Source organism: Ensifer sp. GW823-FHT05D09, from assembly GCF_058795755.1.
In genome coordinates, this window is the sequence record NZ_JBXAIA010000014.1 from 1 (window position 1) to 16,516 (window position 16,516).

A 16,516-nucleotide genomic window follows, 5' to 3' on the forward strand; every position below is an offset into this window, starting at 1 on the left:
GCGCGCCGCAACCGGCAACGGTGTTTCGCCACCGTCCCCATCGCCAGAACCGTCACCGTCACCGGAGCCAGAGCCGCAGGTGTCGTCGTCTCCATCATCATCATTGTCGTCCGGGTCGGAGCCGGCGTCATCGTCATCGTCGTTGACAGGAACCAGGGTCGGCGCAGCACCGTGGAAGGTGATGGTGTGCTGGCCGCTCGCCAGCGTCGTGGTGCCGTTGCCGTTGTCGGTCGCCACATAGCTTCCCGGATCGGCGCCCGCCGGGATCTCGACCACGTCCTGCGGACGAAGCGTGCCGACGATGGTGTCCCGCCCGCCGTTCGAGCGGAAGACGATGCGATGTGCCGAGGTGAGGCTGGAAATGTCGACGATGTCGTCGCCGCTCGAGCCTTCAATGGTGATGGTCGAGTAGTTGAGGCTGGTGCTGTCGAAATTGCCGATGACCTGGATCGTGTCCGTGCCGTTGGCGCCGCCGTCAGGGGCGCCGTTGCCGTTGTTGGCGGTCACGTTCAGATTACCGACGACGATTTCCTCGATGTTGTCGAGTTCGGCCACAACGGTCTCGACGCCCGCCACTGTGCGGGTGATGACGATTTCCGTCGAGGCGAGGAATGCGGTGTTGAGACTTGCCGCAAGCCCACCATTCTGGCCGTTGGTGACCGCATAGATGCGGAACTGTTCTGCGCCCTGCGCGCCCGACAGGCGGTAAGTGTCGCTCCCGGTTCCGCCATCGACGATGTCGCGGCCCTCGTTGCTGGTCTGGTCGATGATGTCGTCGCCGCCGCCGGCGAGGATGACGTCGTTGCCGGCACCGGCGTTAAAGGTGTTGGCGCCATCGTTGCCCACCAGGATCTGACTGCCGTTGCCGCCGGTGATCGGTCCCGCCGTGTCGTAGGTGAGCGCGACATTGGCGTTGTCCGCGTTGCTCCCTGTCGCCGTGTAGGTGAACTGTCCGCCGGCCGTGCCGTTGGTCGGATCGGTGAGCGTTACCGAGCCGGGATTGGTGGTGAGGCTGACACCCGTCAGCCCGTTGGCAGTGGATACGGCCGTCACGTCCAGCGTGCTGTCCGGATCGGTGTCGTTATAGAGGAATGCCCATTCCGGAATGAAGATCGCCGTGCCACGCGCCACGTTCGTGACGATGCTGTCATCGTTGGCGACCGTCGGATCCTGAACCGCGGTGATATTGACAGTGGCGGTTGCGACCGCGCTGTTGCGAATACCGTCATTGACCGTCACCGCGATGGAACGGGGCGTCGTGTTGGGGTTATCAGAGGTGTTTTCGAAGCGGACGGCATCAAGCGCTCTCTGGTAATCCGCAGCCGTTCCCGTACCCGAAAACTGCAGGACGATCTGGCCATTGGCGGCTGTCTGCTGGACCGAGATGCCGGCCGGGCGGCCATTGCCGGTCGTGGCCGTCAGGACGTCTCCGGCGGCAGCGTTGGTCAGGACGACCCTTGCGGAGACGATCTGCTCGTTGCTCGCAATTCCGGCGAGGCTCGAGATGCCGACTGCGGCCTGATCCTCGACGAAGGTGCTGGTCCAGCCCGTCGATCCATCGTCGATCGGGCGGGTGAACTGGACGTTGACGTTGTCGATGCGCACGGTTTCGTTGCCGGCGTCGACGCCGCTGAAGAGGAAACGGATTGCGGCGGTGGCGGTAAACGGCCCCGTCAGTGTCAGGCTCGCCGTGCCGTTGTTGGAGGTGTTGTTGAGCGTCTGCAGCGTGGTGAAGTTCTGGCCGTCGGTCGAATACTGCACCTGCAGCGTTTCGCCGTTGTCGAGGTTGGCCTCCTGGTAGCTGAAGCTCAGCGTCGCCGTGCCGTTGCCAACGGTCGACAGGTCGACGCTGCGAGTGATCGATGCGCCGGCGGGGGTGGCACCCTGAGCCGTATCCTGTCGGAATTCGAGTTGCCCAGCGTTGATGCGGATCTCGCCGGTCGTTGCCTCATTTCCCAGCCGGTCGTTCGCTTCGGTCCAGCTCGTGGCCCAGGGAATGGATCCGTTGGAATTGGCATAGCCGACCGTTGTGAATGCATCCCGGTAGCTCTGGCTTTCGAAGGCATGCAGGTCCACGGTCGGCAAACGAAGGTCGAGGATCCGGTCGGCAAACTGGATGCGTTCGATGTTGAAGAGCCGGTCCGTGCCCTCGGCTTCGAGGTTCCTGCCGGTTTCCGGATCGACGATGCCGACCGTTGGGTTGATATGCGAGACGGTGACGCTGCCGTCGTCGTTGTACGTGATCTCGTAATTCGCGAAATCGTCGTAGTAGACGGCGGTGTCGACATCGCCTTCATTGCCGCCGTCGAGAATTTCCCGGACCACCTGCAACTGCTTCGGCTTGATCTCGCCGGAGAACAGCCGCGCCTGGATGTCGGCGATCGAGTCGATGCTAAACGGCGTCCAGATCTGGCCGCGGGACAGATCCGGCGATACCAGGATGCGCACGTTCAACCACTTGTCGCCGTCGATGATGTCGTTGCCGCCCATGCCGCGGATGATGTCGGAACCGCCGCCACCCAGGATGATATCAGAGCCGTCGGATGTATCCATGACGCCAAGCAGCATCTCGCCCGCCGGATTGATCGGGTTGCCGTTGGCATCGAGGTTGTGCGGATTGTAGATCTCGAAGCGTTGCAGGTGAGCGACGAGGTCGCGCAGGCCGGCAATCCGGTCGACGTTCTTCTCGAGAAGCGCGTTGGAGAAGCTTTCGATCGGCGCATCGGGCTCGACCTGTGCCGCATTGCCGTTCGGATCATAACCACCGATCACCACGTCGCGGCCGGTGAGCCGGTCGTTGTGATCCCAGCCCGACAGGCCTTCGACCAGGTCATAGCGGTCTCGGACTATGTTGTTTTGCTGATTGACGAAGATGCTGATGTTCATGTTGGCATCGGCGCCATAGTCGTTGTTCTGGAACGACGTCCAGTCGAAGCCGGCCATGCCGTTCGAGCGGTTGATGCCGATGCCCTGCACCATGATGTCGTCGCCGGATTCACCGTCGAAGTCGGTGTCGTTTTCGCCGGCGATCATCACGTCGTGGCCGATGATGCGCGAATTGAAGAACAGTTCGGAGTTGTCGCCGGTCAGCGTCGTCATATTGCCCTGGGCTTCCATCCAGTCGTCGCCCTCGTTGCCGAGGATGACCCCACCGCCGGTGGGTGCCCGGATGAAATCGTTGCCTTCACCGCCCGACAGCGTCTTCTGGTCTTCGCCACCGGCCAGAACGTCGTTGCCGTCGCCGCCGAAGACGAGGTCTAGGCCCATGCCGCCATTGATGATGTCGTCGCCGCCCTCGCCCTTGATCACATCGGCCGCGCCGATATCGGTCCCGCTGTCGGTGATGATGTCATCGCCATCGCCGCCATGCAGGTGATCGACGCCGAAGCCGCCCTCGATACGGTCGTCGCCGCCTTCGCCCCAGATGGTGTCGTCGCCGGAGCCGCCGATCAGTGTTTCGCCGGCATTGGTCCCGCCGAGGACCACGTGCTGGTCACCGGTAAACCGGAGATAGTTGGCCGCACGCACGACGAGCGAGGTTGTGCCCGTGATAGCAGAGATGACGTCGGCTTCACCGGTCGGGTCGGCACTGCCGATCCCCTGGTTGTACTGCTTGGACTGGTCCATCGCGATGATGTAGTCGGCTGTCTGGAACGCGGCCCCGTTGATATGCAGGCCGGTTTCTTCGGTGTCGGTGTTGCGGCGGATCAGGTCGGCGAAGCTGTCGCTTTCCAGTTCGTTCAGCAGGTTCTGACCCTGTGTGCGGCTCAGGTAGTAGAAACGGTCGCCGTTCTGCAGGTTCTGGATTTGCAGCTCGAAGACATAGGTGAAGGTGGAGCCGAGCATGCCGCCGAACGGCATAAGCGCTTCGGCAAGACCCCCGATCCAGAAATCGACCTTGTTGAGGCCTGTCTCCGTGTTCGCCCAGCTGCCAGTCGAATTGAGATAATCAAGGCGCGCCTGACGCTCGGCGGCTGTCTCCCCGGCAACGCCGAACACCAGATCCCAGGCGGCGTCGCGCTTGGCTTCCGCGGTCGTAGCGCCGATGATCGCATCATGCGTGCCATAGGCGGCAATGAAGTTGACGACCGAGAGCGGGTTCTTGATATGCTGGGCGAAGTCGGCCCAGCTCGTATAGGGCTTGAGGTAGGTGTCGTTCGTCTGCTCGTAGATCTGCCGCCGGGCCTCGTTGAGTGAGGGCACGCCGGTTTCTCGGGCGCGGGCCATGTTGAGTGCCGCCAAATCCAGGGGTAGGCCCACGAGGTTGTTGCGCAGCGCGCTGGTCATGAATTCGTCGATTTCGTTGCCGACCTGGCGGGTCATGCCGCGCAGGATGGCGCCGGACGCCGCATGAGCATCCACACCCGCGCTGTTGAAGATCACCGGGTTCAGGAACGCATCGATCAGGCCGACTTCTTCAGGGGTTGCCGCGTTGTTGCTGAGCTTCAGCATTTCGACGTTCTCGGCGAGCATCGAGTGACCGAAGCGATAGACGACCTGGGCAAATTCCTCATAGATCACCGCGTCGATCTCGACCGAATGCGAGAACACGAACGGATCGATCTGCGGGGCAACGGCGCGGACGAACTCTTCGAAGACCAGGTGCTGGTAGACCATTTCGGTGGAGAAGCGGGCCGCCTGGAAGAGGCGCTCACCGTCCCAGATCAAGCCAGAAAGGTCGGTCGGCAGGCTTGTAACATCGACCAGGAGCCATTCGTTGAGCAGCGCCAGATCGCCTTCGGCCAAGACCGTCGCCTTGATGGCGTCGACCTGGCGGTTGTGCTCGCTGTGGAAGATGGAGTGCGTCGCCGTCAGCGCGATGTTCTCGTTGCCGCGGCCGTCGCCGACGATGAAATGCGCGTTCAGCAGCTCGTCATCGTAGGTGAGGTTGAAGCCGAACTGGTTCGGGATGATCGGGTTGCCGGTGACATTGTCGGCATCCGGCAGCACGGCCACCGGCGCGGTCGTCGGGTTGCGGTCGTGGTCGATCGGGGCGCTCGGCACGGCATTGTGGGCAATGTCGTTGAGGAAGGCACGGCCGGCACTCAGGCTGGTCAGGGCATCGAGCGGATCGGCGAGATTGCCTTCGACCGGCCCTGCCGTCGTTACCATCAGCGGCAGGCCGTTCGCCCCGCGTACGAACTCGCCATAAAGGTCGGTGACGAGAAGCGGCACGCTGTGGACGTTGAGGTCGCTGAGCTCGATGCCGAGCAGCTCTCTTGCCTGAGCCTTGATGTCGGCCCATGTCGGAGGTCCGCCGTTGGCGCCTTCGAGCATCTGGCCGGTTGCCATCGGCTTGCCGCCGATCATTACATATTCGCGCAGGAAAACCTGGTGCGAGGGGTTCGAGGTGTAGACCTGGTTGAGGTCGATCCAGGGCGTGGTTTCGTTGCGATGATCACGGATGTCGTCGGACGTCCCGACCTGGCCGTCAGGCCCGGCATGTACGGCGTCGTTGGTCGCGCGGGTGAGAACCATGAAGTTGGTCTGGCTGCCCGGCACGTAGAGCGGGTCATCGGGCTGCAGCGGAATGATGACGTTGCCGCTGCCACCCTTGGCGGTGAGGTCGAGGCCGTGGTCGAAGAACTGGCCGAAAATCGTCATGAACCCGTTGAAGGAGGCGGTGTCGCCAAGGTCGGCGGCAATGTTCTTGATGAAGACGTTGTCGCCGTCCATCGTCACGCCGTGTGACGTGACTTCGGCAATGACGGCAGCATCGGCGGCCGCTGCGGCAGCGACGGCAGCTGCCGTTGCGGCGCCGTCAGTCGGAATGGCATCGCGCGCCTCGATCGCGTCGGCAAGGGCGTCGTTTGCCTGGGCGAGGTCGTTGTTCGCATCGCTCAAGGCCGCATCGGCATTGGCAAGAGCGGTTGCCGCATCTGCAGCCTCCGCCTGGGCCACGTTGACTGCGTTGGACAGCACTTGCTGCTCGGCGATGGCGTCCTGGAGGACGGAGATCGTCGCGGCATGTGCCGACTGGGCCGAGCCAAGGACAGCAACCGCATCCTCATGATCCTCGACGGCCTGGGCATGAATGATCTGTGCTTCTTCACGGGCATCGACAGCCGCCGCATAGGCTGCGGCATTGGCAGGACTCGGGTCATTCTGGAAGGCGGCGAGCGCATTGGCTTCGGCCTGCTGGGCGAGGCCCAGATTGGCAAACGCAATGTTCTTGGACGCTTCCGCGGCGGCGGCCGCAGCTGCAGCGGACTGGCTGGCGACGAGCGCGGCGGCGACGGCGGATTGGGCCGCGGTGACGACGGAGGCATGTCCATCGCGTGCTGCGACGGCTGACGCCAGCGTCGCGTTGGCGGCGCCGAGGCCCTGTGCGGCGACTGCCTGCCCGGCCGCTGCCGTATCGAAGGCGGACTGTGCTATGGCCTGCGCGGTTTGCGCATTCGCGACGATAACGTTGGCAGCAGCCACGGCGGCGTCAGCGTCTGCCGCAGCGTCGGCGACGGCTGCATGCGCGGCCCGGGCCACCGCCTGCAACTGCATCACCTCGCCAATGATCTGCAGTGCCTGCGAGCCGGTGATGCCGACGGAGGCAAGTGCGCCGGAAATGGCGGCCGGATTGTTCAGGGACTGATCGGCCACGATGTTGGATATCATGCGCGGCTGGCTGTCGTAGACCGAACCGCTGAGATCTGCGTAGCTGGTTGGCAGGCCGTTACGGATGTTGGTTTCTGCGGCCGCATAATTTGGTGTCAGCAGCCGGGCCATCACCTGGTCCGAAGAACCAAAATGCGTCATGTTCGGCTGGAAGTTGTTATACGAGCCGTCAACGGTGCGCAGGCCGTAGGGAAGCAGCGGGCTTGATACCAGCTGCTCGAGCGCTGTCCGGGGGTCGGCGCCGCCTTCGATGGCGGCCGTGTGCGCCTCAGCGATCTTGATCTGCTTCAGGATGAAGTCGAGGTCGTTTCGGTTAAGCTGTACCATTTTCCCCTCCGTCGGCCGTAACGCAGCCGCGCCCGCCGGTTTTTGCCAAAGTTTCACCGCCCGGCGGGCAGGCGTCGCCTGCGCCCGTCGGCTGCAAATCGTCTTCTCGTCCGATCTCTTGATCAGGACCTTCGTGTTGATGCTCCGATGGTCGGCGGAAACGGCGAAGAAAGAAACGTCGCAAAGTCGGGCGAAATTGCCGACGAATGTCGCACCGGCAGTCCGACCACTGTCGGCGCGGCAGGTAGAATAGGACCGCTAGAGATACTGGACTTAGGTCTAGATATAGTCCAACCCTAAGATGTTGTTCGCTGACGCTCTTTCAATTTATGAAAATACTGCGATCATCATCCAGCAAGGCAGCGTCTTGATTTTCGTGCGCGGACAATTTCGACTTCGCGCACGACCCGAAGGAGGGAGCGGCGCAGTTTGACTGATCTTCTGGGTGGCATGGCGGGCAATACTGCGGCACAGCAGCGGCACCTTGATCCGGTACCGGGCGGGCGGTGGTCGTTGCCAGGCGCCTGGTTCCGCCGACAGACCTTGTCTGTCCAGTTTCTGCTGGCGAGCAGCGTGCTGATCCTTGTTGCCGCCGCGGTCGCCGGCTATCTGATTTCCGAAGAGGTTTCCAAGAACGCCGCCCACGATCGGGCGGCATCGACAGCACTTTTCATGCAGAGCATCCTGGAGCCGATGGCCCAGGAGTTGGACCAGGCAAAGGAACTGTCACCGGCGACGATCGTGAAACTCGACCACCTCTTCGCCGACGAGCAATTCCGCAGCAGCTTTCCCTATTTCGAGCTCTGGCGCCCGGACGGGACGGTGGCCTATTCCACAACCCGGCAGCTGATCGGTCGCCGCTTCAATCCGCCGGCGGGGCTCGTGCGGGCCTTAGGCGGCGAGGTTGCCTCCGAGTATGCCGACCTGGGCGCCGACGAGCACACGCTTCGCAATTTCAGCATGCGCTATTTGGAAATCTACAGCCCGGTGCGTCGTGCCGACAGCGCGGCGATCGTCGCGGTTGCCGAGGTGCACGAGGACACCGAGCTTCTGCACCGGGAAATCTTCGAGGTGCGGCTCAGCAGCTGGATCATCGTCGCAGGTGCCTCCGCCCTGATCATGCTTGGCCTGTTCGGCATCGTGCATCGCGGCAGTGCAACGATCGAGCGACAACGCCGGAAACTTCAACAGCGCGCCGACGAGGCCGAGCGGGTGTCGGAAGAAATCCGTATGCTGCGCGACCGCGCCCGCCTGGCCTCCTTGCGATTGACGGATTTCAACGAGAAGCTGACCCGCGGCATCGGCGCCGATCTTCACGACGGGCCGGCACAGCTCATCGGCTTTGCCGTCCTGCAGATCGAACCGGCGCGCCGCGCCAAGACCAAGGGAGAGCGGGAGCATTCTCTGGAAGCGATCGGCCGGACCCTGGAAGAGGCACTGCACGAAATCCGCATGATCGCCCGCTCGCTGCTTTTGCCCGACATCGACAGGCTCAATCTGGAGCAGGTCGTCGCGCGCGCCGTCAAGCTGCACGAAGCGCGCACGGCTACCACCGTTCTCGTCGAGACGTCTGGCGCCCGCATCGCCCTTCCGACCGTCATCAAGACCTGCGCCTATCGCTTCGTCCAGGAGGGGCTCAACAACGCCCACCGCCATGCCTCCGGCAACGATCAACGGGTGACCTGCCACATCGATGGTGCGATCTTGAGGCTGAGCGTGCGAGACGGCGGAAGACGCCCGGGCGAACCTGCTCCACAAGGGACTGGCGACGGCGGGCTTGGCATTCATGGCCTGCGCCAACGGGTCGAAAGCCTCGGCGGCACGCTGGAGTTCGAACCGGGGCCGGCAGGCGCGGTGTTGACCATGACGCTCGATCTTGGAGGGGGAATGCTTGATGAGTGAAACGACCTCGGTCATCGTCGTCGACGACCATTCCCTGTTTCGTATGGGTGTGCTGCAGGCGCTCCGGTTGGAGGAAGGTCTCTCGGTGATCGGCGAGGGCGGCACGAAGGCGGAAGCGCTCGGTCTTGTCGAGCGCTTGTCGCCCAATGTCGCCTTGCTCGACATCTCCATGCCGGGCAACGGCATCGAGGCCGCGCGCGATATCACCAGCCGGTGGCCCGAAACCAAGGTCGTGATGCTGACCGTCTCGGAGGAAGACGACGATGTGCTCGAGGCGCTTGACGCCGGAGCCGCCGGCTACGTCTTGAAGGGCACGCCCGCACCGGAGCTGGTTGCGGCCATCGTCGCGGTTGCCGAGGGGCGGTCCTATATGTCGCCCAATCTCGGCATGCGGCTTTTCGGCGTTATCCGCAACAGGACGGAGGAGCACAAGGCCGGCAAGCTGATCGATGCGCTTTCGCCCAAGGAAGAGATCGTCTTCCGCCTGCTCGGTCGCGGCTACACCAATCGCGCGATTGCCGAGGAAATGGGTGTCCAGATCAAGACCGTCAAGTTCCATGTCAGCCGGCTGCTGGTGAAGCTCGGAACGAAGAACCGCGTTGAAGCGGCGCTGATGGCGCAGCGGCATTTGAGCAATCCGGGCAAGCCGTGACGGCCTTCGAGCGGGTTGTCCACTCAGTCTTTTGCCACGTTCGAACTGTGGCACATGCCGCGGCCAAGCGGCGGCAGCGTACCGGTTCGGTGCAACGCAACGTATCAGCTATGCGTTGTGCTGCACCTCCTCCACGTTTGCCCCTGGCTACGCGACCTTGCTTCGGTCCTGTTGCCCTGCGATCCGGGCTTTTTCGGCAAATCCTCGTGTGATGTCGACGCATTCCCGGGCGGCATACCAGTAACGGGGGTCGAGTTCGATGTTGAAGACAACGCCTTCAGGGAACTCGCACGCCTCAAGGAGCTGCGTCCAGGGAATGTCACCCCATCCGACCGGCAGATGCAGGTCACCGTTTCCGTACGCCAGGCGTTCGCTTTGGGTATAGGCCCAGAGATCGTCCTGGCGGCCGAAACTGTCATGAACGTGCAGATGGCGTGCGACAGGCGCCAGAGCTGCGATCTCCTCCACGAAGCCTTCCCTGCGCCCGTCGGCATCCAGTTTGATGTAGCTGTGGCTGAAATCGATTGTCGCCATGATGTGAGGATGGTCGACGATCGCGATCTCCTGCGCCAGCCGCTTGGGGCTCGAGGCATGCTTCCAGCCGTCATACTCGAACAGGGTCTCGACGCAGATGATCAGGTTGCGCGCCCGGGCAAGCTCGCCTGCCTCGGCGAGCAGTTCGCGCTGGCGGGCATAGGCATCTTCGATTTTCGCCGCCTGGGTCTCATGGGTCAGGCCGGAATGCAGGACATAGTGAACAGCGCCGACGGCGGCGGCGACATCGAGCGACGCTTCCAGCACCTCGATATGGCGCGGCGTATTTGTCGGTCCGTCCATGAGGTTGATCGCCAACGGACCGTGTACCGAATAGGCAACGGCGCGGCCCGCGCAGGCCGTCTTCAAGGCGGAAAGCTGGGGCGCCCTGACCCTCCCACCGATTACGAGGTCGTAGTCGAAGGTCGCCAGTTCGATGAGATCGACGCCCAGCGCCTCGATCATATCCAACTCTTCACCGAGGGTCGTGAGGTCGCCGGCCCGGTTTTTCGCCGAGATGCCAACACCGAAAGCACCGTGTTTCAAGGGCTATTCTCCATTGTGTCTGATTGAGTGTCTTGGCCGCCCTTCCGCCTTCGAGCTGTCACGGCGCGCCGCGCCGCCGCCCGGGAAGGGAGGCGATGCGTTTACGTTGCCGGTCCTGCCGCAATGCGCTTGCGACGCCGAATGACCTCCCATGCAATCGCGCCAGCAAGCGTGGCGATCATCATCACGAGGCCGAGTGCATTCACGACCGGCGTCAGGCCCGCTCTCACTTTCGACGCGATGAAGATCGTCAGCGGCGTTTCGGTGCCGCGAACAAAGAGCGTGGTGTTGTAATTCTCGAAGGACTGAAGGAAGGCGATGAAGCACGCGCCTACCAGCGCCGGACGCAGGAACGGCAGCAGGATCCGGCGAAACACGTAGATGCGGGAGGCGCCCAAGCCGAGGGCCGCGTCTTCCATCGTTCTGTCGAAGCGCTGCAGCCGCGCTGCGACCATCAACATGACGAACGAGATGATGAAGCTCGATTGGGCAAGAATGCTGAGCGCAACGCCGCCGCCGATGCCGACCTTGCGCCAGAACAAGAGCGTGGCGATGCCGATGACGACGCCAGGTGTGAGCAACGGGGACACCATCAGCGCGTAGAGGATGTTGCGGGCCCGGCCATGCAGGCTGGTCAGCACAAGGGCGGCGGCGGTTCCGACAGGCAGCGAGATGGCGATGACGCCGGCCGCGATCACGGCGGAACTGCCGAGCGCCTTCAGCATTTCTGCATCGCGAAACAGGGCCGCGATCCACATGTCTGTCGTGCCAAGCCAGGGAACGATGGTTGGAAAGCTGCTCCTGTTGAACGTCGCTGCCGCCAGGATCAGCAGCGGCAGCAGCAGATAGGTAAGAAAGAACGCAAAATAGAGGTGAAAGGCGAGGCGCGGCAGTCCGTCGAGAACGCGCGTTGCCCGGGTTTTCAGGCGACCTGCAGAGACCGGCCGGCCAGGGTTTGAAGCTGGTGTGCTCACATTTGTCATTTGACGGCACTCGTCAGGTTGACATGGAAAAGGCGCAGCATCCCAAGGACGGCGATGAGGCATAGCACCAGCAACGTGACGCCATAGGCCGCGCCGCGGTTCCAGTTGCCGCTTTCGAAGAACCAGTCGTAGATCAGCTGCGTGAACCAGCGGCTGCCCGGTGCACCGAGCAGCGCCGGCGCCATGTAGCTTCCGGCCGCCAGCATGAAGGTGAAGACGCAGCCGGTCGCGATGCCTACCTTGGCATGGGGAAGGACGACCCGGCGATGGATGCGCACCGTTCCGGCGCCAAGGTCGCGGGCCGCATCGATCTGTGCGTGATCAAGCGTGCTGACGGCGTTGTAGATCGGCAGGAGCATGAACAGCAGATAGGCATAGGCCATGCCCGCCAATACGCCGCCGTCGCCATACCACCGGACGGGTTCGCTAAGCAGTCCGAGGTGGACAAGCGCGGCATTCAGCGGACCGTCGAAGGCCAGGATGATGTACCACGAGAGCCCGCGCAGGACCTCGTTCATCAGATAGGGCACGGTCAAAAGCACGAGCAGGGCCGATGTCTGCCTTGGTGTCGAAACCTGCCCCAGCCAATAGGCGATGGGATAGCAGATGACGAATGTCAGCACTGTCACGAGCGCGCTCGACCAGACGGTCTTCAGGAAGATCCAGCCATGCGATGGATGGTTCCAGAGGTAGAGGAAATTGTCGAGCGAATAGCCGTCCTTCGGGCCGCCGAGCTGGGCGGCAGGCAGGTTTGGTCGAAGGGCGAAGTCGAGCATCGTCAGGTTGGGAACGAGCACGAGACCGGCCAGCCAGAAAAGCACCAGCAAAATGAAGCAGCCACCGAGATGCTTGCCGAAACGTTGGGTAATCTCATTCATGGGCGAGAACGACCGCGTCTTGCCGGGAGAAGCCGGCGACGAACGGCTTGCCGATGTCGGGCGCCTCGCCGAGATGCTGATGGGGAATTGCCAGCTGGACGCTGAGCGGGTCGCTGTCATGCGGAACGACCGCGTGCGCGGTGGCAAAAGCACCTTCGAAATCGAAACGCTTGGATACCGCCGTCAGACGGTTCTCGGGTTCCTGGCGGTTGAGAGAAAGCGATTCCGGCCGAACATAGAGGCGCGCTTTCATCTGGGGTTGAAGGTTCGCACTGCGGCGTCCGACAAAGCGACCGTGCGCACCTTCAAGAACCGCGTAATCGCCGAAGGTGTCGACGACGGTGCCGGACATGATGTTGTTCTCGCCGACGAATTCGGCGACGAAGGCGGTGGCCGGGTTGGTATAGAGTTCAAGCGGCTCGCCCACTTGCTGCAACTCGCCGGCGCTCATCACCGCGACGCGGTCGGACATCGCCAGTGCTTCCGATTGATCGTGGGTGATGTAGATGAAGGTGACGCCAGTGCGTTTCTGGAGATCGCGAAGCTCGGCGCGCATCCGCTGCCTGAGTTTGAGGTCGAGCGCCGATAGCGGCTCATCGAGAAGCAGCACCTTGGGCTCGATCGCCAGCGCGCGGGCGATCGCGACGCGCTGTCTTTGCCCGCCCGACAGTTCGTGCGGCATGCGCTCGCCGTAGCCGGGCAGCGCGATGAGTTCCAGCAAGCGTTCGGCTTCCTGCCGTCGGCGGGCCTTGCTCATGCCGCGCACTTCAAGACCGAAGGCGATATTCTCCCAGACCGGCATGAGTGGAAAGAGCGCGAGAGATTGGAAGATCATCGCCGTCGAGCGGCGGTTGGCCGGGATGTCGCGCATGTCCTGACCGTCGATGAAGATCCTGCCCGCGGTTGGCTGCAGGAAGCCTGCAATCATGCGCAACAGCGTGGTCTTGCCGCAGCCCGACGGGCCGAGGATCGAAAAGAACTCCCCCGACCGGACTTCGAGGGACATGCGCCGGATCGCCAGGCTGGCGGCAAAGCGCATTTCGACGTCAAGCAGGCTGACGGTATTGGTCATGGCAGCAGATATTCCCGGGAATGAGGAGACGGGCGGCGCTTGCCTTCAAGGCCAGCGCCGCCAACCGCATGCGTGTCGCGCTCGCGCGCTTCGGTTTACGTGTTGTTCGGCGGAAAACCGTCAGGCGCTGAGGAAGCGATCCTGGTACTCGGTGCGCAGTTCGACGAACCAGCTCTCCTGCACCGGCCACCACCACAACTTGTCGAGTGCGTCGGCCGGGTAGGCTGTTTCGAAGAAAGCCTTGGCATCGGCCGGAAGCAGCGCTTCTGCGCCCTTGGCAGTGGTGTTGACCTTGGCATGGCTGGCGTACATGGCGCCCGCCTCGGGCGTCAGCATCCAGTTGATGAACGCATAAGCCTGGTCGATATTCTTGGCGCCGATCGGAAGGGAAATGCCTTCCATCCAGGCGAGCGCGCCTTCCTTCGGCGCGATATAGCCGATCGGCATGCCTTCCTGCTTCAGGCCGGCAGCTGTCGAATCCCACGTCTGGCCGAGGATACAGCCATTGGTGCGGAACGCGCCTTGCGCGTCGTTCTGGCTCGACCAGAACTGCGCGACGTTGGCCTTGCGGGCGAGAGCCTCCTCAAGGACGACATCGTAGTTGGCGCGCATGGCCTCCGGATCCTTGAAGCTTTCTAGGAATGGCTTCGGCAACTTGCCTTGCTGCTCCAGCCACAGCGCCAGGCCGACGAGAGCGGAATGGCCGCGGACGGTGACCTTGCCAGCCATTTCCGGCTTCCACAGATCGCTGTAGGAGGCGGTGCCGTATGTCAGCGGTGCCTTTTGCGTATCGAAGGCGATGGCTTCCGTGCCCCAGTCGGTCGGCACCTGATAGCGTTTTCCCCCGACCACGGCGCCGAGCGTCTCGGAGCTCTTCACAGCACTTTCGATGCAACGGTCCCATTCGACGCGCTTCTCGTCGATCGGCTGAACGAGCGAGGCTTCGACATAGTTCGGAACACGGTCGAGCGCCGGCCAGATGACATCGAAACCCTCGCCCTGATTGACCTTCATCAGGCTGAGGATTTCATCGTTGGTGCCGTAGGGCGTGTAGCTCGCCTTGATGCCAGTCGCCTTTTCGAAGGCTGCGAGCATTTCCGGAGAAATGTAACCGGCCCATGCGCTGATGCGAAGTTCACCCGAGCTCGATTGGGCAGCCGCGCTGCGCGCGACGAACGGCGCGCAGACGAGCGAGGCCAATGCGCCGCTCAGGACTGTGCGCCGTTTGAGGTTGAAGGAATGTCTCGTTGTCGCCGGCTTGTCTTGCACCATGGTGGCACGCTCCTGAATTTGGGCCTCATCCGAAAACCGCGGATGAGTTTGCAGGCGGCGAGTAGCACCCGGGTGTAACAGTTGAACGACAGGGAAACCGACGGCACGGCGGAAGCGTTTACACCTCGTCGCGATTGCGCTTCGCCACCGCGTGCTCGACCGGCGTCAGCCGGTACATGGCTGTCGCCATGTCGTGCTGCTCGGCTGTTATCTGCTCGTGATCACTGGGCAGAAGGACGGCAACGTTCGTGAAGCCGAGATCGGCCAGCTGGTAGGGCGTACCGTGACCATATTCCAGATGGCCGCGCCCGATGATGCCGACCACGAGCGCGCCGCCATCAGCATGCGCCTCGGCGATGTTGCAGGCAAAGGCGCGATCCCACGTCTGCTGCGCCCGCACGAAGCGGTCGAAGGCAGGGTCCTCAGCCGAAGTGGCTTTCCGTGCCGGCGATCCGCCGCCGGTGATATCGAACAGATACTGCCGATAAGCCGGCGTCGCCGGCTTTGCCGGGGTGACGCCGTCGCGGTCTTCGGGTGCTATCGCCTCCCAGCCGAGCTTGCCGACTTCCGTCACCAGCGCCCGCCGGCAATTCAACGCCTTCATCGGAACCTTGAACTGCCGGCAAAAATCGAAGATCGGCATGTAGAGATCAGCCGGAAATCCCCAGACGGTTTGCCAGCCGACCTTGTCCAGAAATTCCGCATTGGAAAGGTTTCCCGCCACCCACGCGTCGAGGACCGGCTGGGTGCTGCGCGGAAACATCTCGAAGCCAACGACAAGGTTGGCATTGTGGGCGTAAAGGCCGGCCGTGACGTGAAGCTGCCAGCGATGGATGTCGTAGCGGTCGTGCGTCTCGCCGAGAAGCACCGCCTGTTTGCGGGACAGGCGGTTCATCAGGTCGTTGTGGCGGATTTCTTCGCCGGTCGAGGGCACGATCCATGTGCCCGGCTTGTGTTCGATTGTAGTCAACGCCGTATCCTCGATCAGTTGGCCGGGCGAAACGCCGCAGCGGTCTTGGCGCGAAGGGTGAGCCCGGTGGGGCGCTCGTCCTTGCCGTATGCGACAAGCACGACCTCGTCTACGGTCGCCTCTTCCTGCCAGCGCGAGACGGTGCCGCCGAGCAGATGAAGATGGAAGTCTGATGTCATCACATTGATGAAGCCCATGGCGGGGCTCACTTTCGGGACAACGCCACTCCAGCGCTGGGAAAAGCCGGGCTGATCGAAGGCGATGACGATGGTCTCGGCTGAAGCGAGTGCCGCATTGAGCGGCGCGAGGCCTGGATCATCCGTGGCGACGTCGGCTCGTTCGGTTCTCTCCGCCTTTGGCCGTTCAACCGGGTCGACCTCGGTCGCAAGACCGGCAAGGGCTGTCTCGAACGGTTCGAGGCCGCCGAAGCCGACGATGCTGAAGACGGGTTCCCCATCGGCGCCGTTGAAATCGAGCCGCGGATAGACCTGTTCCTGCATGACGCTCGACGTGTCGATGACGACAGTCGCAACAAGCCGCGGATCGAGGCGGCTGTCATGATCCTGTCCCCGACAGACAAGGAAGGCGCCGTCATCTTCGACATGTTCGACGGGGCCGATGCGTTCGTGGGTGACGCCATTGCGTTTGCCGATGATCATCAGCTTGCCGATATCGGGCAGTCTGCGCACGACCGTATCAGGTGTTTCGAGAACGTAGCGGCGGGTTGCGGAGGCAGAATCTGTCATGTGTTGTCTCACGGTTGCGGAA

10 protein-coding genes are annotated in these 16,516 nt (G+C 62.8%); 2 read left to right on the top strand and 8 right to left on the bottom strand.

The window, feature by feature from the left end; translation table 11 throughout:
• On the bottom strand, nt 1-6,939 hold a 6,939-nt coding region (locus tag AC1Q80_RS28140), incomplete at its 3' end, for a peroxidase family protein (RefSeq protein ID WP_492362583.1).
• A 429-nt stretch (nt 6,940-7,368) separates the two neighbouring features.
• Between AC1Q80_RS28140 and AC1Q80_RS28145 the strand changes: the two genes are divergently transcribed.
• Together AC1Q80_RS28145 and AC1Q80_RS28150 are read left to right on the top strand one after the other, a co-directional pair.
• Entirely contained in the window at nt 7,369-8,841 is a 1,473-nt protein-coding gene (locus tag AC1Q80_RS28145; RefSeq protein ID WP_492362584.1) for a sensor histidine kinase, read from the top strand.
• Nucleotides 8,834-9,493 (top strand): response regulator, encoded by a 660-nt coding sequence (locus AC1Q80_RS28150; RefSeq protein WP_492362585.1) that lies wholly within the window; start codon nt 8,834-8,836, stop codon nt 9,491-9,493. The genes AC1Q80_RS28145 and AC1Q80_RS28150 overlap by 8 nt, the downstream gene beginning before the upstream one ends.
• A 147-nt stretch (nt 9,494-9,640) precedes the next feature.
• Here AC1Q80_RS28150 and AC1Q80_RS28155 read toward each other — a convergent pair whose 3' ends face one another.
• The 7 genes from AC1Q80_RS28155 to AC1Q80_RS28185 all read right to left on the bottom strand — a co-directional run bounded on the left by AC1Q80_RS28155 (nt 9,641) and on the right by AC1Q80_RS28185 (nt 16,494).
• Nucleotides 9,641-10,573 (bottom strand): sugar phosphate isomerase/epimerase family protein, encoded by a 933-nt coding sequence (locus tag AC1Q80_RS28155; protein WP_492362586.1) that lies wholly within the window; start codon nt 10,571-10,573, stop codon nt 9,641-9,643.
• Nucleotides 10,574-10,674: 101 nt separating this feature from the next.
• Nucleotides 10,675-11,556, bottom strand: a complete 882-nt coding sequence (locus AC1Q80_RS28160) for an ABC transporter permease (RefSeq protein ID WP_492362587.1) — start codon at nt 11,554-11,556, stop codon at nt 10,675-10,677.
• A complete protein-coding gene (locus AC1Q80_RS28165) occupies nt 11,553-12,434 on the bottom strand; it encodes an ABC transporter permease (protein ID WP_492362588.1) in 882 nt (293 codons plus the stop codon). The genes AC1Q80_RS28160 and AC1Q80_RS28165 overlap by 4 nt, the downstream gene beginning before the upstream one ends.
• A complete protein-coding gene (locus tag AC1Q80_RS28170) occupies nt 12,427-13,506 on the bottom strand; it encodes an ABC transporter ATP-binding protein (RefSeq protein ID WP_173421155.1) in 1,080 nt (359 codons plus the stop codon). Before AC1Q80_RS28170 ends, AC1Q80_RS28165 begins: the two co-directional genes overlap by 8 nt.
• A gap of 120 nt (nt 13,507-13,626) precedes the next feature.
• On the bottom strand, nt 13,627-14,778 hold the full coding sequence (locus AC1Q80_RS28175; RefSeq protein ID WP_492362589.1) for an extracellular solute-binding protein: 1,152 nt from the start codon (nt 14,776-14,778) through the stop codon (nt 13,627-13,629).
• Between the two features lie 118 nt (nt 14,779-14,896).
• A complete protein-coding gene (locus AC1Q80_RS28180; RefSeq protein WP_492362590.1) occupies nt 14,897-15,748 on the bottom strand; it encodes a ChaN family lipoprotein in 852 nt (283 codons plus the stop codon).
• 14 nt (nt 15,749-15,762) lie between these two features.
• Nucleotides 15,763-16,494, bottom strand: a complete 732-nt coding sequence (locus AC1Q80_RS28185) for a hypothetical protein (protein ID WP_492362591.1) — start codon at nt 16,492-16,494, stop codon at nt 15,763-15,765.
• Nucleotides 16,495-16,516 lie beyond the last annotated feature (22 nt).

Bases quoted from the DNA above. Each gene is read 5' to 3' on its own strand.
- AC1Q80_RS28150 (WP_492362585.1), top strand. From the start codon at position 8,834: ATGAGTGAAACGACCTCGGTCATCGTCGTCGACGACCATTCCCTGTTT.
- AC1Q80_RS28160 (WP_492362587.1), bottom strand. From the start codon at position 11,556: ATGACAAATGTGAGCACACCAGCTTCAAACCCTGGCCGGCCGGTCTCT.
- AC1Q80_RS28165 (WP_492362588.1), bottom strand. From the start codon at position 12,434: ATGAATGAGATTACCCAACGTTTCGGCAAGCATCTCGGTGGCTGCTTC.
- AC1Q80_RS28170 (WP_173421155.1), bottom strand. From the start codon at position 13,506: ATGACCAATACCGTCAGCCTGCTTGACGTCGAAATGCGCTTTGCCGCC.
- AC1Q80_RS28175 (WP_492362589.1), bottom strand. From the start codon at position 14,778: ATGGTGCAAGACAAGCCGGCGACAACGAGACATTCCTTCAACCTCAAA.
- AC1Q80_RS28185 (WP_492362591.1), bottom strand. From the start codon at position 16,494: ATGACAGATTCTGCCTCCGCAACCCGCCGCTACGTTCTCGAAACACCT.